Source organism: Rathayibacter sp. AY1C9 (genome assembly GCF_002932315.1).
Taxonomy (GTDB): Bacteria; Actinomycetota; Actinomycetes; order Actinomycetales; family Microbacteriaceae; genus Rathayibacter.
The window spans coordinates 423,084-438,542 of sequence record NZ_PSVZ01000001.1 but is presented as its reverse complement, the minus strand read 5'-3'; the positions used below and the strand labels follow the sequence as shown (position 1 = coordinate 438,542).

The following is a 15,459-nucleotide window of genomic DNA, read 5'->3' as shown; positions in this document are numbered from 1 at the left end:
CGGCGTGCGGGTGCGGCGCCAGTCTACTCCTCGGGGCGGTCCGGTCGGCGCTCCGCCGCGCGGACGGTCGCGCTCGTCGTCATTCCGGGGTCGGGACGCGGATCACGAGACCCGCCGCCACGAAGACGCCGACCGCGGCGAGGCTCAGCGAGAACCAGATCGCGTCCGGGAACGCGAACGGCAGCACCGGGTTCCACAGCACGAGCACGGGGACGAGCCCGATCAGCCAGAGGAGTGCGCGCGCCTGGATCGCGAACCAGCCGATGACCGCCGCGAGGATCGCGACCGGGTAGCGGATGAAGTCGTAGGCGTCGGAGCCGACGAGGGCGAGCCCGGCCAGCAGCACGATCGCGCCGAGGATCCCGGGCGCGAGCGCCATGCGGGCGCGGTCGCGCGAGGGGTAGCGGGCGGCGGTCGCGCGGGACGGCTTGCGGGTGCTCACCCCTCGATCGTAGGCGCGCATACCCCGCCCGGGTACCGCCTGCGGCGCGTAGGCTGGAGGAGTGATCGAGGACCTCAAGAAGCGCTCGCTGCACCGTGCCCGGATCCTGGGCGGCCAGATGCGCGGCCTCGAGCGGATGATCGAGAACGAGGACTACTGCGTCGACATCGTCACGCAGTCCCTCGCGATCCAGAAGTCGCTCGGCTCGCTCAACAAGCTCATCGTCGAGAACCACCTCCGCACGCACATCACCGCGATGTTCGAGGAGGGCGGAGACGCCCGCGAGGCGGCCATCGCCGAGCTCGTGAAGATCTTCGAGCTCTCCAACAACCGCTCGTGACCGCCGGCCTCGTCGCCGCGGCGCGGGTGCGCCCGCTGCTGCTCGACGGGGGCCTGGGCACGGAGCTGGAGGCGCAGGGCGCCGCGGTGGACTCCTCGCTCTGGAGCGCCCGGGTCCTGCTGGAGGAGCCCGGCCGGGTCGTCGCCGCGCACCGCGCCTTCGCCGAGGCGGGCGCCCGGGTCGCGGTGACCGCGAGCTACCAGGTGTCCGCGACCGGATTCGCGGCCGCGGGGCTGGCCCCGGGCCTCGTCGAGCGCGCCCTCCGGGAGAGCGTCGACCTGGCCCGGCGCGCGCAGAGCGGCTGGGTCGCCGCCTCCGTCGGCCCTTTCGGTGCGAGCCTCGGCGACGGCTCCGAGTACCGCGGCGACGACGGCCTCACCGTCGGCGAGCTCGCCGCCTGGCACCGCCCGCGCCTGGAGACCCTGGCCGCGGCCGGGCCCGACCTGCTCGCCGTCGAGACCATCCCGTCGGTGCGGGAGGTGCGGGCCGTCGTGGAGGCCCTCGCGGGCTCCTCGGTCCCCGCCTGGATCTGCGTGAGCGGCCGTTCGGGCCGCACCGCGGCCGGCGAGCCCCTGGCCGAGGCGTTCGCCGTCGCCGCCGCCTCCGAGGAGGTCGTCGGCGTGGGAGTGAACTGCTGCCCGCCCGGCGACGTCGCCGAGGCGGTCCGCATCGCCCGCTCCGTCACCGGCAAGCTGGTCGTCGTGTACCCGAACAGCGGCGAGGAGTGGGACGCCGTCGAGCGTCGCTGGGCAGGCGACGCGGCCTTCGACCCCGCGCTGGTCGCCTCCTGGCGCGCGGCGGGAGCGGATCTGATCGGCGGCTGCTGCCGCGTGGGACCTGCGGCGATCGCTGCCCTCGGACGAAGCCTGGAGGAGGAGTCGTGACCACCCTGAGAGCCGTGCGCGGCGACCTCACCCGCGAGCACGTCGACGCGATCGTGAACGCGGCGAACTCGTCGCTCCTCGGCGGCGGCGGCGTCGACGGCGCGATCCACCGCGCGGGCGGACCGGAGATCCTCGCCGAGTGCCGCCGGCTCCGCGGGACCGAGCTGCCGGACGGTCTGCCCGCCGGCTCCGCGGTCGCCACGACCGCCGGCCGCCTCCCTGCCCGCTGGGTCGTGCACACCGTCGGTCCCGTCCACTCGCGGTGGGAGGACCGCAGCGCCGTCCTCGCCTCGGCCTACCGCGAGTCGGTGCGCACCGCCGTCGGTCTCGGTGCGCGGACGCTCGCCTTCCCGGCCGTCTCGGCGGGCGTCTACGGCTGGCCGATGGACGACGCGGCGCGCATTGCGGTGGAGACGGTCCGCGAGGCGACCGCGGACGGCGCACTCGACGAGGTCCGGTTCGTCCTCTTCTCCGCGGACGCCCTCGCGGCCTTCGAGGCCGCCCTGGCCGCGGAATGACGGAAGGGGAGCCGACCCTGCGGTCGACTCCCCCTCCACGGTGCTGCGCTAGGCCGTCTTCGGCCGCGCGAACTCGTCGTAGGGCAGCGTGATCGGGCGGGTCCGCGGAGGCATCCGCACGACCGCCTCGAGCGCCGGGCCCAGTGCCTCGCGCCACGCGCGGTAGCCGTCCTCGTTGAGGTGCAGGCCGTCCGGCGAGTACTGCTCGAGCAGTCCGCCGTCCTCCCCCGCGAGCACCGGCCACAGGTCGAGGTAGCCCGCGTGCGCCGTGGGCGCGAACTGCCACAGGTGGCGGTTGATCTCGCGGATCTGCGGTGCGAACTCGTGTCCGCGCGGCAGGACCGAGGTCACCAGGATGCGCACGTCCGGAAGATCGCGCCGGAACGTCGCGACGATCGTCTCGATGTTGCGCACGACGTGCTCCGTCGTGCGGTGCCAGGCGAGGTCGTTGGTGCCGATCAGCAGCACCACCGTGTCCGGCTCCTGCGCGACCAGCTCGGCGAGCCGCGCGACGACGTCCGCCGTGGTGGCCCCTCCGACTCCCTCGTCGACGACCGTCGACTCCGTCAGCCACTCGCCCCAGGCTCCCGACTGGATGATGCTGTCCCCGATGAAGAGGACCTTCCCCAGCTGGAGTCCGCGCCCCGCGTCCGTACTCGACCGTTCGCTCATCGTGCTCCTCTCGTCGGCGTCCCGGGCGGCCTCGCCGCCGCCGGACCCCTCCATTGTCACCGCTGCACCCGGCGCCCGCCAGGGGAGCGCTCGTCGCCGGAGTCCGGCAGGTCGGCCGCGGTGGCCGTGATGCGGTTGGCCATGCCGTTGAAGATGATGCCGTGGAAGGGCAGGATCGCGAACCAGTAGAGCCTGCCCGCGAGGCCCTGCGGGAAGAACACCGCGCGCTGCGTGTAGACCGAGCCGCCGTCTCCGGAGGGCTCGGCGCGCATCTCGAGCCAGGCCCCGCCGGGCACCTTCATCTCGGCGCGCAGGCGCAGGAGCTTCGGCCGCTCGATCTCCTCGACGCGCCAGAAGTCGAGGGCGTCGCCGGCGTGCAGGCGCGCGGAGTCGCGGCGCCCGCGCTGCAGGCCTACTCCCCCGACGAGGCGGTCCATCCAGCCGCGGATCACCCACGCGAGCGGGAAGGAGTACCAGCCGTTGGTGCCGCCGATGCCCTCGATGACGCGCCAGAGCTTGGCCGGGTCGGCCTGGGTGCGGCGCTCCTTGAGGTCCACGTAGACCGTGTGGCCGGCCCACTCCGGGTCGCTCGGCAGCGGATCGCTGGGAGCGCCGACGACCTCCGCGTTCTGCCAGCTCGTCTCGATCTCGCCCGCCTGCATCTTTCCCAGCGCGAGCCGGACGGCGCGGCGGTAGGAGGTCAGCCCGCCCTCGGGGTCGGGGATGAGCGCGCGGATGTCCTGCTCGTGCACGACGCAGTCGTACTGCAGCGAGGCGATGATGGGCACCGCGAGCGAGCGCGGGATCGGCGTGACCAGGTTGACCCACTGCGAGGCCAGCCACGGGGTGAACACCGGCAGGGACGCGATCGGCCGCTGCGGGAGCCCGGCCTCGACCGCGTAGCCGTTCATCATCTGGCCGTAGCGGAGCACGTCGGGCCCGCCGATGTCGAAGGTGCGGTTGAGCGTGGCGTCCTCGAGCGACGCGGAGCCGATCAGGTAGTGCAGCACGTCGCGCACGGCGATCGGCTGGATGAAGTTGCGCACCCACTGCGGCGCGGGCATGTACGGCAGCACGTCGGTGAGGTGGCGCACCATCTCGAACGAGGTCGACCCGGAGCCGATGATCACGCCCGCCTGCAGGGCGATCGTCGGCACTCCCGACTCCATCAGGATCCGGCCCACCTCAGCGCGCGAGCGGAGGTGCTTCGAGAGCTCCTGGCCCTCGGGGTGCAGGCCGCCGAGGTAGACGATGCGGCCGACGCCGGCCGACTCCGCGGCCGTGGCGACGTTGTGCGCGGCGCGGCTCTCGACCTCCTCGAAGTGGGCGTGGTCGTTGCCCGAGCCCATCGAGTGGACGAGGTAATAGAGGACGTCGACGCCCTCGACCGCGGCCTCCAGCGACTCCGGATCGCCGAGATCGCCCTGAGCGACCTCGACCTCCTCCGCCCACGGCACGTCGACCAGCTTGCGCGGGTCGCGCACCAGGACACGCACCCGGAAGCCCGCCTCGAGGAGGCGCGGCGTCAGCCGGCCGCCGATGTAGCCGGTCGCGCCGGTGACGAGCGCGAGGGGGCGCGCCGAGTCGGAGGGGGTTTCGCTCATGCGGCCACGGTACGCCGATGGCCCCGGGACCTCTCCCGCTGGTGCGGGCCCGCGGCCCCTGCTAGGCGGCGCCCGGCATCCCGCTCAGTCGATGCCGAGGACCTCGCGGACCTGCACCACGTCGTGGTTCATCTGGCGGATGAGGGGCTCGACGCCCTCGTAGGCGACCTGGCCGCGGATCCGGCCGACGAACGCCACGTCGACCACGCGGTCGTAGAGGTCGAGGGTGTCGAGCGTCTGATCGAGCACGTACGCCTCGACCTGCTTGGGCGGCACTCCGACGAAGGTCGGGTTGCTGCCGACCGAGATCGCGGCGGGATGCGTGACGCCGTCGGTGGTGAGCCGGCCCGCGTAGACGCCGTCGGCCGGGATCAGGCCCTGCGACTCCGGCGAGAGGTTCGCGGTCGGGAAGCCCAGCTCGCGGCCGCGCTTCGCTCCGTGCACGACCACGCCGCGGACGACGGGCTCGTGCCCGAGCAGGCGCGTCGCGTGCTCCACATCGCCCTCGGCCAGCAGCTCGCGGATCCAGGTGGAGGAGACGCGGCGGCCGTCCTCGGGCCGCACGTCGTCGATCAGCTCCACCTCGAATCCGTGCTGCCCGCCGAGCACGTGCAGCAGGTCGACGTCGCCCGCTCCCCGGGCGCCGAAGCGGAAGTCGGAGCCGACGAGGACCACACGGGCCTCGAGCGCCTCCACCAGCACCTGCTCGACGAACTGCTCGGGTGAGAGCGCCCGGAACGCCTCGTCGAAGGTGAGCAGCAGCGTCGCGTCCACGCCGGTCCCCGCGAGGAGCTCGAGCTTCTGCTCGTTGCCGACCAGGACGGGCGGGCACTTCTCCGGCGCGATCACGCTGAGCGGATTGCGGTCGAAGGTGACGACGACGGCGGCGAGCCCCTGCTCGCGGGCCCGCTCGTGCAGCCGGCCGATGACGGCCCGGTGCCCGGAGTGGACGCCGTCGAACTTGCCGATCGTGACGGCGGAGGGTCCGATCCCGGCCAGGTCGCCGGGGCGGGTCTCGACGCGCATCAGGCGGCCGCCCGGGGCGTGCGCCGCCCCTGCACGCGGAGCCACCAGAGGCCGAGCACGGGCAGGACGAGCGGGATGAGCAGGTAGCCGGCGCCGAAGGCCGCCCACACCGTCGACTGGCGCCCGAACGGGTCGGCGCTCGCGAGCCCGAGGAGCTGCGGAGCGAGGAGGCTGAGCGCGCCGACCACGAGCACGCCCACCAGCTCGAAGGTGATCGTCACCCACGCGACGCGCTGCCAGGCGCGGCCCGGGACGATCAGGGCGACCGTCGCGACGATGTACACGACGGCCGAGAGCGCCGAGAGCGAGAACGCCAGCGGCGCCTCGTCGAACCGGTCGATGATCTGGAAGACGGAGCGCCCCGTCGCGGCGAGCGCGAGGATCCCGTAGACCACGACCAGGAGGCTGCCGATCCCGCGCGAGCGGGCGGAACGGGTCGGCTCGCCGCTCCCGGGGGCCGAGGGGACTGAGGGGTCGTGAGCGGCCCGTCCGGACGCATCGCTGGCTGGTTTCGACATCGCACGTCCATGCTAGGCGCTCGCCGGGCCGGGCCCGGTGGCGGGCCCGATCAGGCGCTCTGGAAGAACCAGATCTGGTGCATCCGGTAGACCATGACCGCGATCGAGAGGCAGGCGACGCCCAGGATCACGGTGCTCCAGCGGCTCCGCTCGATGAGCGCCCAGAACCCGGCCGCGAGCGGCAGGAGCAGCGCCGAGATCAGGTAGATGTAGTACTCCGGCAGGCTCCCCGACGGGCGGTTGCCGACCAGCGGCGACACGATCGCGACCGCCAGCTGGACGATCAGCAGCAGCTCGACGATCGCCGTCGCGCCGACCGAGACGTCCGAGGGACGGCGGGCGAGCAGCCCGAGCACGAGGCAGAGCAGGCCGGCCGCGACGGCGATCCCCACCTGGAGGATCGTGAACCACTCGATCACGAGGCGGCCGTCCGCAGGTCCTCGGTCGGGAAGTTGACGACGCTCTTGAGCTGGGTGCCGCGCCGCTCGGCGAGGCCGATCAGCCGCTCCCCCGGGCCGACCGCGGCGAGGAGGCCCTTCGCGCCCGCCACCGCCTCCGGGGCCGGGATGCGCTTGCCGTTCGCGAGATCGCCCGCCTCCTGGGCGTCGAGGCGCAGCAGGGGGAACAGCTCGCCCGCCACCAGCGTCGGCGGCAGGAGCGCGGCGGGGACGTCGAGCTCGTCGATCTCGCCGGCCTGCGCCACGGAGAAGGGGCCGACCGCGGTGCGCCGCAGCGCGGTCAGGTGGCCGCCGACTCCGAGGGACGCGCCCAGGTCGCGGGCGAGCGCGCGGATGTAGGTGCCGGAGGAGCAGGTGACGCGCACGTCCAGGTCGAGGAACCCCTCGACCGGGCGGCTCGCCAGGACGGCGAACTCCGAGACGGTCACGGGGCGGGAGGCGAGCACGACCTCCTCGCCGTCGCGGGCGCGGGCGTAGGCGCGGCGGCCGTCCACCTTGATCGCGCTGACCGTGCTCGGGACCTGCTCGATCGCTCCGGTGAGGGCCGCGATCGCGTCGGACACCGACTCCGGGGCGAGGGCCGCGACGAGGGCGGGCTCCGCCGAGGCGAGCACCTCGCCCTCCTGGTCGTCGGTGGTGGTGGAGGAGCCCAGCCGGATCGTCGCCTCGTACTGCTTGTCGAGGCCGACGAGGTAGGTGAGCAGGCGCGTCGAGGGGCCGAGACCGAGGATCATCAGCCCGGTCGCCATCGGATCGAGCGTCCCCGCGTGGCCGACCTTGCGGGTCCCCGCGCGGCGGCGGGTCCGCGAGACGAGGTCGTGGCTGGTGATGCCGCCGGGCTTGTCCAGCAGGAGGATCCCGTTCGGAGCCGGGGCGGGGGTCTCGAGCACGGGTGCGAGGATACACGGACGGATCGGGAGTACCCCCGGGGTGGAGCCGGAGCCCTCGCCCGCCCGTCCTAGGCTGTCCGGATGAGGATCGCAGTACTCGGAGCAGGCGCCGTCGGCGGCACCATCGCCGCCCTTCTCGACCGCGCCGGGCACGACGTCGAGGTCACCGCCCGAGGCGACCACCTCACCGCGATCCGCCGGTCGGGGATCCGGCTCGACGGGGCGTGGGGCGAGCACACCGCCTGGGTCCGCTGCGGCGAGTCCCTCGACCTCGTGCCCGATCTCGCCTTCGTCTGCACGAAAGCGCAGGACGCCGAGGACGCGCTGCGCACCAACCGCCGCACGGTCGACGGCACTCTCGTCGTCGTCGTCCAGAACGGACTGGACGGACTCACCGCGGCGGCCCGGCAGGTGCGCGACGCCCGGCTCGTGGGTGCTCTCGCCCTCTTCGCCGCGAGCCACCTCGAACCCGGCCGCGTCACCGTCACGGCTCCTGCCACGACCACGCTCGGCGTCCCCGGCCGCCCGGCCGACGACGACGTGCGCCGTGCCGCCGCCGTGCTCGGCGAGGCGGTCCCCACCGCCGTCACCGACGACTTCACCGGAGCGCAGTGGACGAAGCTGCTGATCAACGAGGTCAACGCCCTGCCCGCGATCACCGGGCTCTCGGTCCAGGAGACGATCGTCGATCCGGGGCTGCGGCGCGTCCTCGCCCGGTCGATGCGCGAGGCCGCCCGGACGGGCCTCGCGTCGGGCGTCCGCTTCGGCTCGCTGCAGGGACTCTCGAACGCGTCCGTCCGCGCCCTGGCCGCCGCTCCCCTGCCCCTGGTCGAGCTGCTCCCCCGCCGGATGGCCGCGCGGATGGGCGAGGTGCCGAACCCCGGGTCGACGCTGCAGAGCGTCCGCCGCGGAGTGCCGAGCGAGATCGACCACCTGGCCGGGGCCGTGGTCCGCACCGCTCACCGCGGCGGGCGCGAGGCACCGGTCAACCAGCTGCTGGTCGACCTGGTGCACGAAGTCGAGCGGGCGGGCGCCTTCGTGCCGCCGGCTGAGGTCGTGCGCCGCGCCGCCCTGGTCTGAGCCCGCGGCCCTGTCGGACCGACGCCGCCCGCGGCGGCGGCCTCCGTCCCGAGGCTCAGCAGGAGTCGGCGAAGAGGCGCCGGGGCTGCTCCGGATCGCGGATGTCGACGAGGATCCCCGCCAGCCGGCGCGGATCCGTCGTGGCGCGGTACGCCGCGTCCACCGGCGGCTCCTGCGTGTCGAGGCGGATGCTGGTGCTCCACGCGCCGCGCAGCTCCGGCCGGAGGGCGAACTCGCCGTCGACGAGCAGCACCGCGTCGCGGCCGGCGGTCCGCCAGCGCGCCTGCCGCGCCTCGTCGCGCACCGCGTCGAAGCCCGCGAGCACGAACCCGGTGCTGCCGCCGAGGGTGAACGGATCGAGCAGCACGCGGCGCAGGAGCTCGTAGTCGTACCCGGCCGCGTAGGAGCGCTGCTCCTCGGGCACGGCGGGGTCGTCCCGATCGGCGCGGGGACGTCGGAAGTCGGTGAGGTGCGCGACGATCGCGTCCTTGCCGGCCCGGCGGAGCGCCTCCGCGAGGTCGAGCGCGAACGCCGCGCTCACCGCGGGGTCGTCGCCGTCGATCCCGACCTTGACCCGTCCGCGCCCGTAGTTGTGCAGCACCTCCGCCGCGAGAGCGTCGAGCACATCGGCCTTCTGCGGAGCCCACCTGGTCATCCGCCCACGATACGCGCCGCCGCCTAGTGTGGGCTGATGCCCTCCGACCCTCTCGCCGACGCGATCACCGCCTGGTTCCGCGCGAGCGCCCGCGACCTGCCGTGGCGCCGAGAGGGGTTCCCCGCCTGGGGCACGCTCGTCAGCGAGTTCATGCTGCAGCAGACCCCGGTGGTCCGCGTCGTCCCGCGTCTGGCGGAGTGGCTGGAGCGCTGGCCGACACCCTCCGCGCTCGCCGCCGTCCCGCCCGGCGAGGCGGTGCGCGCCTGGCAGTCCCTGGGCTACCCGCGGCGGGCCCTGCGCCTGCACGCCTGCGCCGTGGCGATCGCCGAGGAGCACGGCGACGTGGTCCCCGACGACGTCGAGACCCTCCTCGCGCTGCCCGGCATCGGCGACTACACCGCCCGCGCCATCGCCGTGTTCGCCTACGGGAGGCGGCACCCCGTGGTCGACACCAACGTCCGCCGGGTCCTCGCGCGCGCGGTCGACGGAGCGGCGGAGCCCGGTCCGCCCCGCGCGAGGGCCGACCTCGCCGCGATGTCGGCGCTGCTGCCCGAGTCGCTCTCCGAGGCGGCGGCCTTCAACGCGGGCGCGATGGAGCTGGGGGCGGTCGTCTGCACCGCCCGCGCTCCGCGCTGCGACGAGTGCCCGATCCGCGACCTCTGCCGCTGGCGGGCGGAGGGGTACCCCGAGCACACCGGGCCCGTGAAGGCGAAGCAGAAGCGGTTCGAGGGCTCGGACCGCCAGGTCCGCGGCCTCATCCTCGCCGAGCTGCGCGCCGCGCACGGCCCGGTCACCGCGGCCGAGGTGGAGTCTCTCTGGCCGGACGCCGACCAGCGCGGTCGCGCCCTGGCCGGGCTCCTCGCCGACGGCCTGGCGACGGGCGGCCCGGAGGACGGCTACCTCCTCCCCGGCTCCTGAGGGCCCGTCGACCGCCGTCCGCGTCGGAGGAGGCGGGTAGGGTCGGCGCCGTGACCGGTCGCCGCCTCCGCCTCCCCCGCCCCGACGCCGCCGTCGAGCGCGCCCTCGACGTCGACCTCGCCCAGGACGTCCAGCGCGCCCTCGCCGCGGTCCGCGTCGAGAACGACATGCCCGGCCCGTTCCCGCCGGCCGCGCTGGCCGAGGCCGAGCACGCGGACGCCGGAGCGGACGACGAGGACCGCGTCGACCGGACGGACCTCCCCTTCGTGACGATCGACCCGCCCGGCTCGCTCGACCTGGACCAGGCCCTCCACCTGGAGCGCACGTCGGAGGGCGTCGTCCTCCGCTACGCCATCGCGGACGTTCCCGCGGTCGTCCGCACCGGCGGGGCGCTCGACGCCGAGACGCGCCGCCGCGGCCAGACCTACTACCTCCCGGACGGCCGCGTCCCGCTGCACCCCGCGGTCCTCTCCGAGGGGACCGCGTCGCTCCTGCCGGACGAGACGCGCCGAGCGCTGGTCTGGACGCTGACCCTCGACGAGCGGGCGGAGCCGCGCTCGGTGCACCTCGAGCGGGCGCTCGTCCGCAGCGTGGCCCGGCTCGACTACGAGGGCGTGCAGCGCAGCGTCGACGCGGGCGATCCGCACCCCTCCCTCGCCCTCCTCCCCTGGTTCGGACGCGAGCGCCTGGCGCGCGAGGCCGAGCGTGGAGGAGCGAGCCTGACGCTGCCCGAGGAGGAGATCGTCGCCGCCGACGGCGGCTACCGGGTCGAGCGCCGCGCTCCCCTGGCCGTCGAGGGCTGGAACGCCCAGGTCTCGCTGCTGACCGGTATGGCGGCGGCGACGATGATGCTCGACGCGGGGGTGGGCATCCTCCGGACCATGCCCGAGGCCGACCCCGCCACCGTCGCGGCCTTCCGCTCCCGAGCCGCGGCGCTCGGCGTCCCGTGGCCCGAGGAGGAGGCCTACGGCGCCTACCTGCGCCGCCTCGACACCGCCGACCCCGCCCAGCTCGCCATCATGTACGCCGCGGCGAGCCTGTTCCGCGGCGCCGGCTACACCGCCTTCGACGGCGCCCCGCCGGAGCATCCCGAGCAGGCGGCTCTCGCTGCGCCGTACGCGCACGTCACCGCGCCGCTGCGGCGCCTGGTCGACCGGTTCGGCCTCGCCGTCTGCCTCGCGGTGTCCCGCGGCGGAACGATCCCGTCGCAGCTGCGCGAGGCGCTGCCCCTGCTCCCGCCGCTCCTCGCCGCGAGCGACCGCCGGGCCGGAGCCGCCTCCCGTGCGGCGACCGCGATCGTCGAGGCCGCCGCCCTCCGCGGCCGCGAAGGAGCCTCCTTCAGCGGGATCGTCGTCTCCTCGACGCGCACCCGCTCCTCGGTCCAGCTGCTCGACCCGGAGATCACCGTCGACGTCCCGGCCCCGCTCACGCCGGGAGCCCGTGTCGTCGTCGTCCTGGAATCGGTCGACGTCGCCACGGGCTCCGCGGTGTTCGGGCTCGGCGCCTAGTCCTCGTCGTCCTCGCGGGGCTTCACATAGGGGTCGGCCTCGCCGGCGTAGTCCGCCTGAGCGGCGAGCGACTGCACCTGCGAGTCCTGGCTGCGCGCGGCGGCGAGCAGATCCTCGATGTGCTTCGCGTTCTCGGGCACCGCGTCGAGGATGAACTCGAGCGACGGCGTGAGCCGGGACGTGATGTTCCTGCCCACCTCGGTGCGGAGCATGCCGGTGGCGGCCTTGAGTGCCGCGGCCGAATCGGCGCGCTCCTCATCGGTGCCGTAGACCGTGTAGAACACCGAGGCGTGCTGCAGGTCGCCGGTCACCTGGACATCGGTGATGGTGACGAAGCCGAGGCGCGGGTCGCGGAGACCGCGCTCGAGCCGCTTCGCGACGATCACCTGGATACGTTCGGCGAGCTTCCTCGCCCGGGCCGGATCTGCCATGGCTGGTCCTCACATCTCTCTCGGCGAACCGTTCAGCTCGCCATTCAACCACTCTCCGCCCGGACGACCGGTCGCGTTTGAGGGGGCCTTGCTTCTGGGGCGTGATGCCCCTCGACCGCGCGTCATCGACGGCGCGGGTGGGGTGCCTTCTCGCGGCTCCCTCCCGCGGGCCTGCGGCCCGCCCGCCAGGCCCGGCCAGGAGCCGCGAGAAGGCACCCCACCCGTGCCCGCGATCGGAGGGAGTGCGGGTCCGCCCCCCGGATCCTCGGGGACCGGGGCGGGAAGGCTCAGGTGCTGGATCGGGAGCCGGACGTCGCCCGCAGGCGCGCTGCTCGCGAGCTGCTCGTTCAGCGGGCGCACCCACCGAGACAGGAGCGCCTGATCGGGGTCGGTCTCCCGCACCCGGGGGTGCGGAAGCGCCCACTGGAGGGTGCGCACCTCCGGGACACGGGCGGCCCCCGATTCCTCCCGCAGGGCGCGAGAGGACGAGAGTCCCCTCCCGATCCCGCACGAACAGCGCCGTGAGACGCCGGAAGGCCCGGGCGGACCCGGGCCTTCCAGTGGAGCGGATCAGCCTCGCGGCTTCTCCTTCATCTCGATCGTCTCGATCTCGTCGCCGATCTGGATGTCGTTGTACTTTCCGAGTCCGATACCGGCCTCGTAGTCCGTACGGACCTCCGTGACGTCGTCCTTGAAGCGACGCAGCGACTCGATGGCCAGGTTGTCCCCGACCACGACGCCGTCACGGATGACGCGCGCCTTCGAGTTGCGGGTGATCGTGCCGGAGCGGACGATGACACCCGCGATGTTGCCGAACTTGGAGGAGCGGAACACCTCGCGGATCTCGGCGACACCGGACTGGACCTCCTCGAACTCGGGCTTGAGCATGCCCGTGAGCGAGTTCTCGACCTCTTCGATCGCGTTGTAGATGACCGAGTAGAAGCGGATGTCCACTCCTTCTCGAGCAGCGCGCTCGCGGGCCTTCGGGTCGGGGCGGACGTTGAAGCCCACGATGATCGCGTTGTCGATCGTCGCGAGGTTGACGTCCGACTCCGTGATCGCACCGACACCGCGGTGGATGATGCGCAGCTGCACCGAGTCGTCGACCTCGATCTTGACGAGCGACTCCTCCAGCGCCTCGACGGCACCGGACACGTCGCCCTTGATGATGAGGTTGAGCGACTCGACCTTGCCCTCCTCGAGAGCACGGGTGAAGTCCTCGAGCGAGATGCGCTTGCGGGCCTTGGCCAGCAGGGCGTTGCGCTGAGCGGCTTCGCGCTTCTCGGCGATCTGACGGGCCGTGCGGTCCTCCTCGGTGACGAGGAAGGTGTCGCCGGCGCGGGGCACGGACGAGAGTCCCTGCACCTGCACCGGACGCGACGGCACGGCTTCGAGGACGGCGTTGCCGTTCTCGTCCGCCATCGCACGGACGCGGCCGTAGGCCGTTCCGGCGACGATCGCGTCTCCGACGCGCAGCGTTCCCGACTGGATGAGCACGGTCGCGACCGCACCGCGTCCCTTGTCGAGCTTCGCCTCGATCGCGACTCCGCGCGCCTCCTTGTTGGGGTTGGCGCGCAGGTCGAGACCGGCGTCCGCGGTGAGCAGCACGGCGTCCAGGAGGTCTTGGATGCCGGTGCCCGCGCGAGCCGACACGTCGACGAACATGACGTCTCCGCCGTACTCCTCGGCGACGAGCCCGAACTCGGTGAGCTGCTGGCGCACCTTGGCCGGGTTGGCGTCGGGCTTGTCCACCTTGTTCACCGCGACCACGATCGGCACGTTGGCCGCCTGGGCGTGGTTCAGCGCCTCGATGGTCTGCGGCATGATGCCGTCGTCCGCCGCGACCACGAGGATCGCGATGTCCGTGACCTGGGCACCGCGGGCTCGCATGGCGGTGAACGCCTCGTGACCCGGGGTGTCGATGAACGTGATCGGGCGCTCGATGCCCTCGTGCTCCGCGACGACCTGGTACGCACCGATGTGCTGCGTGATGCCGCCCGCCTCGCCGGCGACGACGTTGGCGTTGCGGATCGCGTCGAGCAGGCGCGTCTTTCCGTGGTCGACGTGACCCATGACGGTGACGACCGGCGGACGGATCTCGAGGTCCTCGTCCGTCTCGTCGTCGAGCTCCTGCTCGAGGTCGAGACCGAAGCCCTCGAGGAGCTCCTTGTCCTCGTCCTCGGGCGAGACGACCTGGATCTTGAAGCCGAGCTCGGAGCCGAGCACCTCGAAGGTGGCCTCGTCGAGCGACTCGGTCGCCGTCGCCATCTCGCCGAGGGCGAAGAGGACGGTGACCAGGTTGCCGGGGGGCACCGGCACGCCGGTCATGGCCTCGATCTTGTCGGCGAAGTCCGAGATCGACGCGCCGCGGCGCAGACGGATGACCGTCCTGCCGTCGCCGCGGGGGACGCTGACGCCGCCGAGCGACGGGGCCTCCCTGAGCTCGAACTCCTGACGCTTCGTGCGCTTGGACTTCCGGGCCTTGCTCTTGCCGCCGCCGCGACCGAAGGCTCCTGCGGTTCCACCGCCGGGGCCGCGACCGCGACCGCCGCCGCCACCGGGACGCGGGGCGAAGCCGCCACCGGCACCGGGAGCGCCGCCGGGGCGCTGGAAGCCGCCGCCGGCCGGACGACCGGCACCGCCGGGACGTCCTGCTCCGCCGCCGGGTCCGCCGGGACGCTGGCCGAAGCCGGCGGGGCGCTGGCCCATGCCGGGTCCGCCGGGTCGGGGCGCGCCGGGGCGCGGAGCAGCCGGGCGGGGGATGTTGCCCGGGGTCGGACGCGATCCCATGCCCTGCGAGCTGGCGAAGGGGTTGTTGCCGGGGCGCGGGGCGGCGGGACGCTGTCCCATGCCCTGGTTGCTGGCGAACGGGTTGTTGCCCGGGCGCGGGGTGCCGCCGGGGCGGTTGGAGCCGCCCGAGGCGCCGCCGGGGCGCGGGGTGTTCGCGGCGGGAGCCGGACGCGGGGTCACGGGCTTGGGTCCGCCGGGGGTCGCGCCGGACGCCGGCTTCTCGGCGGCGGCCGGAGCCGCGGGGGCCTCGGTCGGAGCCGGAGCGGCGGCCTCGGCGGGCGCGTCCTTGGCTGCCTGAGCGCGCTGAGCGGCCGCGGCCTCCTGGGCGGCCTGAGCCTGGGCCTGGCGCTCGGCGACCGACATCGGCGGTGCCGGCGCCGGAGCGGGCGGCTTGGCCGGTCCGGGCGTGGGCGCGGACGGACGCGCGCCGGAGGGGCGCGGGGCCCCGGGACGGGCGCCGGCGGCGGGGGCGGCCGGGGTCGCCGACGCTCCCGCGGAGGAACCGCCCTGGCCCTGGAGGGCCTGGCGGAGCTTGCGCGCCACCGGGGGTTCGATGCTCGAGGACGGGCCCTTGACGAACTCGCCGAGCTCCTTCAACTTCGCAAGTGCGACCTTGCTATCGACACCCAGTTCGGATGCGATCTCGTGTACGCGTGGTTTTGCCACTTCTCTCCTGTCTTGGGCCTGCACCCAAGACGGGGGCAGGCGTCACGAACGGACGGGTC

Annotated in this window: 16 protein-coding genes; 6 read left to right on the top strand and 10 right to left on the bottom strand. The window is 73.9% G+C overall.

The features are described 5' to 3' along the window. Positions 1-79 precede the first annotated feature (79 nt). Positions 80-442 (bottom strand): DUF6804 family protein, encoded by a 363-nt coding sequence (locus tag C5D09_RS02070; RefSeq protein ID WP_258059290.1) that lies wholly within the window; start codon positions 440-442, stop codon positions 80-82. A gap of 61 nt (positions 443-503) precedes the next feature. Here C5D09_RS02070 and C5D09_RS02065 point away from each other — a divergent pair, with 61 nt between their 5' ends. From C5D09_RS02065 to C5D09_RS02055, 3 genes are read left to right on the top strand one after another with little or no spacing between them, the layout of a single operon-like run. After that, positions 504-782 carry a metal-sensitive transcriptional regulator gene (locus tag C5D09_RS02065; protein WP_104223062.1) on the top strand — a complete coding sequence of 93 codons (279 nt, stop codon included), beginning with the start codon at positions 504-506 and terminating at the stop codon, positions 780-782. Then, positions 779-1,666 carry a homocysteine S-methyltransferase gene (mmuM, locus tag C5D09_RS02060; protein WP_104268495.1) on the top strand — a complete coding sequence of 296 codons (888 nt, stop codon included), beginning with the start codon at positions 779-781 and terminating at the stop codon, positions 1,664-1,666. The genes C5D09_RS02065 and mmuM overlap by 4 nt, the downstream gene beginning before the upstream one ends. Then, entirely contained in the window at positions 1,663-2,184 is a 522-nt protein-coding gene (locus tag C5D09_RS02055; RefSeq protein ID WP_104246566.1) for an O-acetyl-ADP-ribose deacetylase, read from the top strand. Before mmuM ends, C5D09_RS02055 begins: the two co-directional genes overlap by 4 nt. Positions 2,185-2,232: 48 nt before the next feature. On the opposite strand, the gene C5D09_RS02050 is transcribed toward C5D09_RS02055, so the two are convergent. The 6 genes from C5D09_RS02050 to truB form a co-directional block, all read right to left on the bottom strand. After that, complete coding sequence (locus tag C5D09_RS02050; RefSeq protein ID WP_104268531.1) at positions 2,233-2,856, bottom strand: GDSL-type esterase/lipase family protein; 624 nt, start codon at positions 2,854-2,856, stop codon at positions 2,233-2,235. A 56-nt stretch (positions 2,857-2,912) separates the two neighbouring features. Beyond that, a complete protein-coding gene (locus C5D09_RS02045) occupies positions 2,913-4,460 on the bottom strand; it encodes an SDR family oxidoreductase (RefSeq protein WP_104268494.1) in 1,548 nt (515 codons plus the stop codon). 84 nt (positions 4,461-4,544) lie between these two features. Then, positions 4,545-5,486 (bottom strand): bifunctional riboflavin kinase/FAD synthetase, encoded by a 942-nt coding sequence (locus C5D09_RS02040; protein WP_104268530.1) that lies wholly within the window; start codon positions 5,484-5,486, stop codon positions 4,545-4,547. After that, entirely contained in the window at positions 5,486-6,004 is a 519-nt protein-coding gene (locus C5D09_RS02035; protein ID WP_258064086.1) for a hypothetical protein, read from the bottom strand. The genes C5D09_RS02040 and C5D09_RS02035 overlap by 1 nt, the downstream gene beginning before the upstream one ends. A gap of 50 nt (positions 6,005-6,054) precedes the next feature. Beyond that, positions 6,055-6,423, bottom strand: coding sequence for a hypothetical protein (locus C5D09_RS02030; protein WP_104223058.1), 369 nt, complete (start codon positions 6,421-6,423; stop codon positions 6,055-6,057). Beyond that, positions 6,420-7,352, bottom strand: a complete 933-nt coding sequence (truB, locus tag C5D09_RS02025) for a tRNA pseudouridine(55) synthase TruB (RefSeq protein WP_104223057.1) — start codon at positions 7,350-7,352, stop codon at positions 6,420-6,422. The genes C5D09_RS02030 and truB overlap by 4 nt, the downstream gene beginning before the upstream one ends. An 81-nt stretch (positions 7,353-7,433) precedes the next feature. Here truB and C5D09_RS02020 point away from each other — a divergent pair, with 81 nt between their 5' ends. Continuing rightward, positions 7,434-8,432, top strand: coding sequence for a ketopantoate reductase family protein (locus C5D09_RS02020; protein WP_104268493.1), 999 nt, complete (start codon positions 7,434-7,436; stop codon positions 8,430-8,432). Positions 8,433-8,487: 55 nt separating this feature from the next. On the opposite strand, the gene C5D09_RS17780 is transcribed toward C5D09_RS02020, so the two are convergent. Continuing rightward, entirely contained in the window at positions 8,488-9,087 is a 600-nt protein-coding gene (locus C5D09_RS17780) for a hypothetical protein (protein WP_258065749.1), read from the bottom strand. Between the two features lie 36 nt (positions 9,088-9,123). On the opposite strand from C5D09_RS17780, the gene C5D09_RS02010 reads away from it, so the two are divergent. Then, positions 9,124-10,005, top strand: a complete 882-nt coding sequence (locus C5D09_RS02010) for an A/G-specific adenine glycosylase (protein ID WP_104268492.1) — start codon at positions 9,124-9,126, stop codon at positions 10,003-10,005. 50 nt (positions 10,006-10,055) lie between these two features. Further along, positions 10,056-11,513: a ribonuclease catalytic domain-containing protein gene (locus C5D09_RS02000; protein ID WP_258066882.1), complete on the top strand. Its 1,458-nt coding sequence runs from the start codon at positions 10,056-10,058 to the stop codon at positions 11,511-11,513. On the opposite strand, the gene rbfA is transcribed toward C5D09_RS02000, so the two are convergent. After that, positions 11,510-11,944, bottom strand: coding sequence for a 30S ribosome-binding factor RbfA (rbfA, locus tag C5D09_RS01995; protein WP_104223052.1), 435 nt, complete (start codon positions 11,942-11,944; stop codon positions 11,510-11,512). The genes C5D09_RS02000 and rbfA overlap by 4 nt on opposite strands. A 570-nt stretch (positions 11,945-12,514) precedes the next feature. After that, positions 12,515-15,400 carry a translation initiation factor IF-2 gene (gene infB / locus C5D09_RS01990; protein WP_104246572.1) on the bottom strand — a complete coding sequence of 962 codons (2,886 nt, stop codon included), beginning with the start codon at positions 15,398-15,400 and terminating at the stop codon, positions 12,515-12,517. Positions 15,401-15,459: the final 59 nt, after the last annotated feature.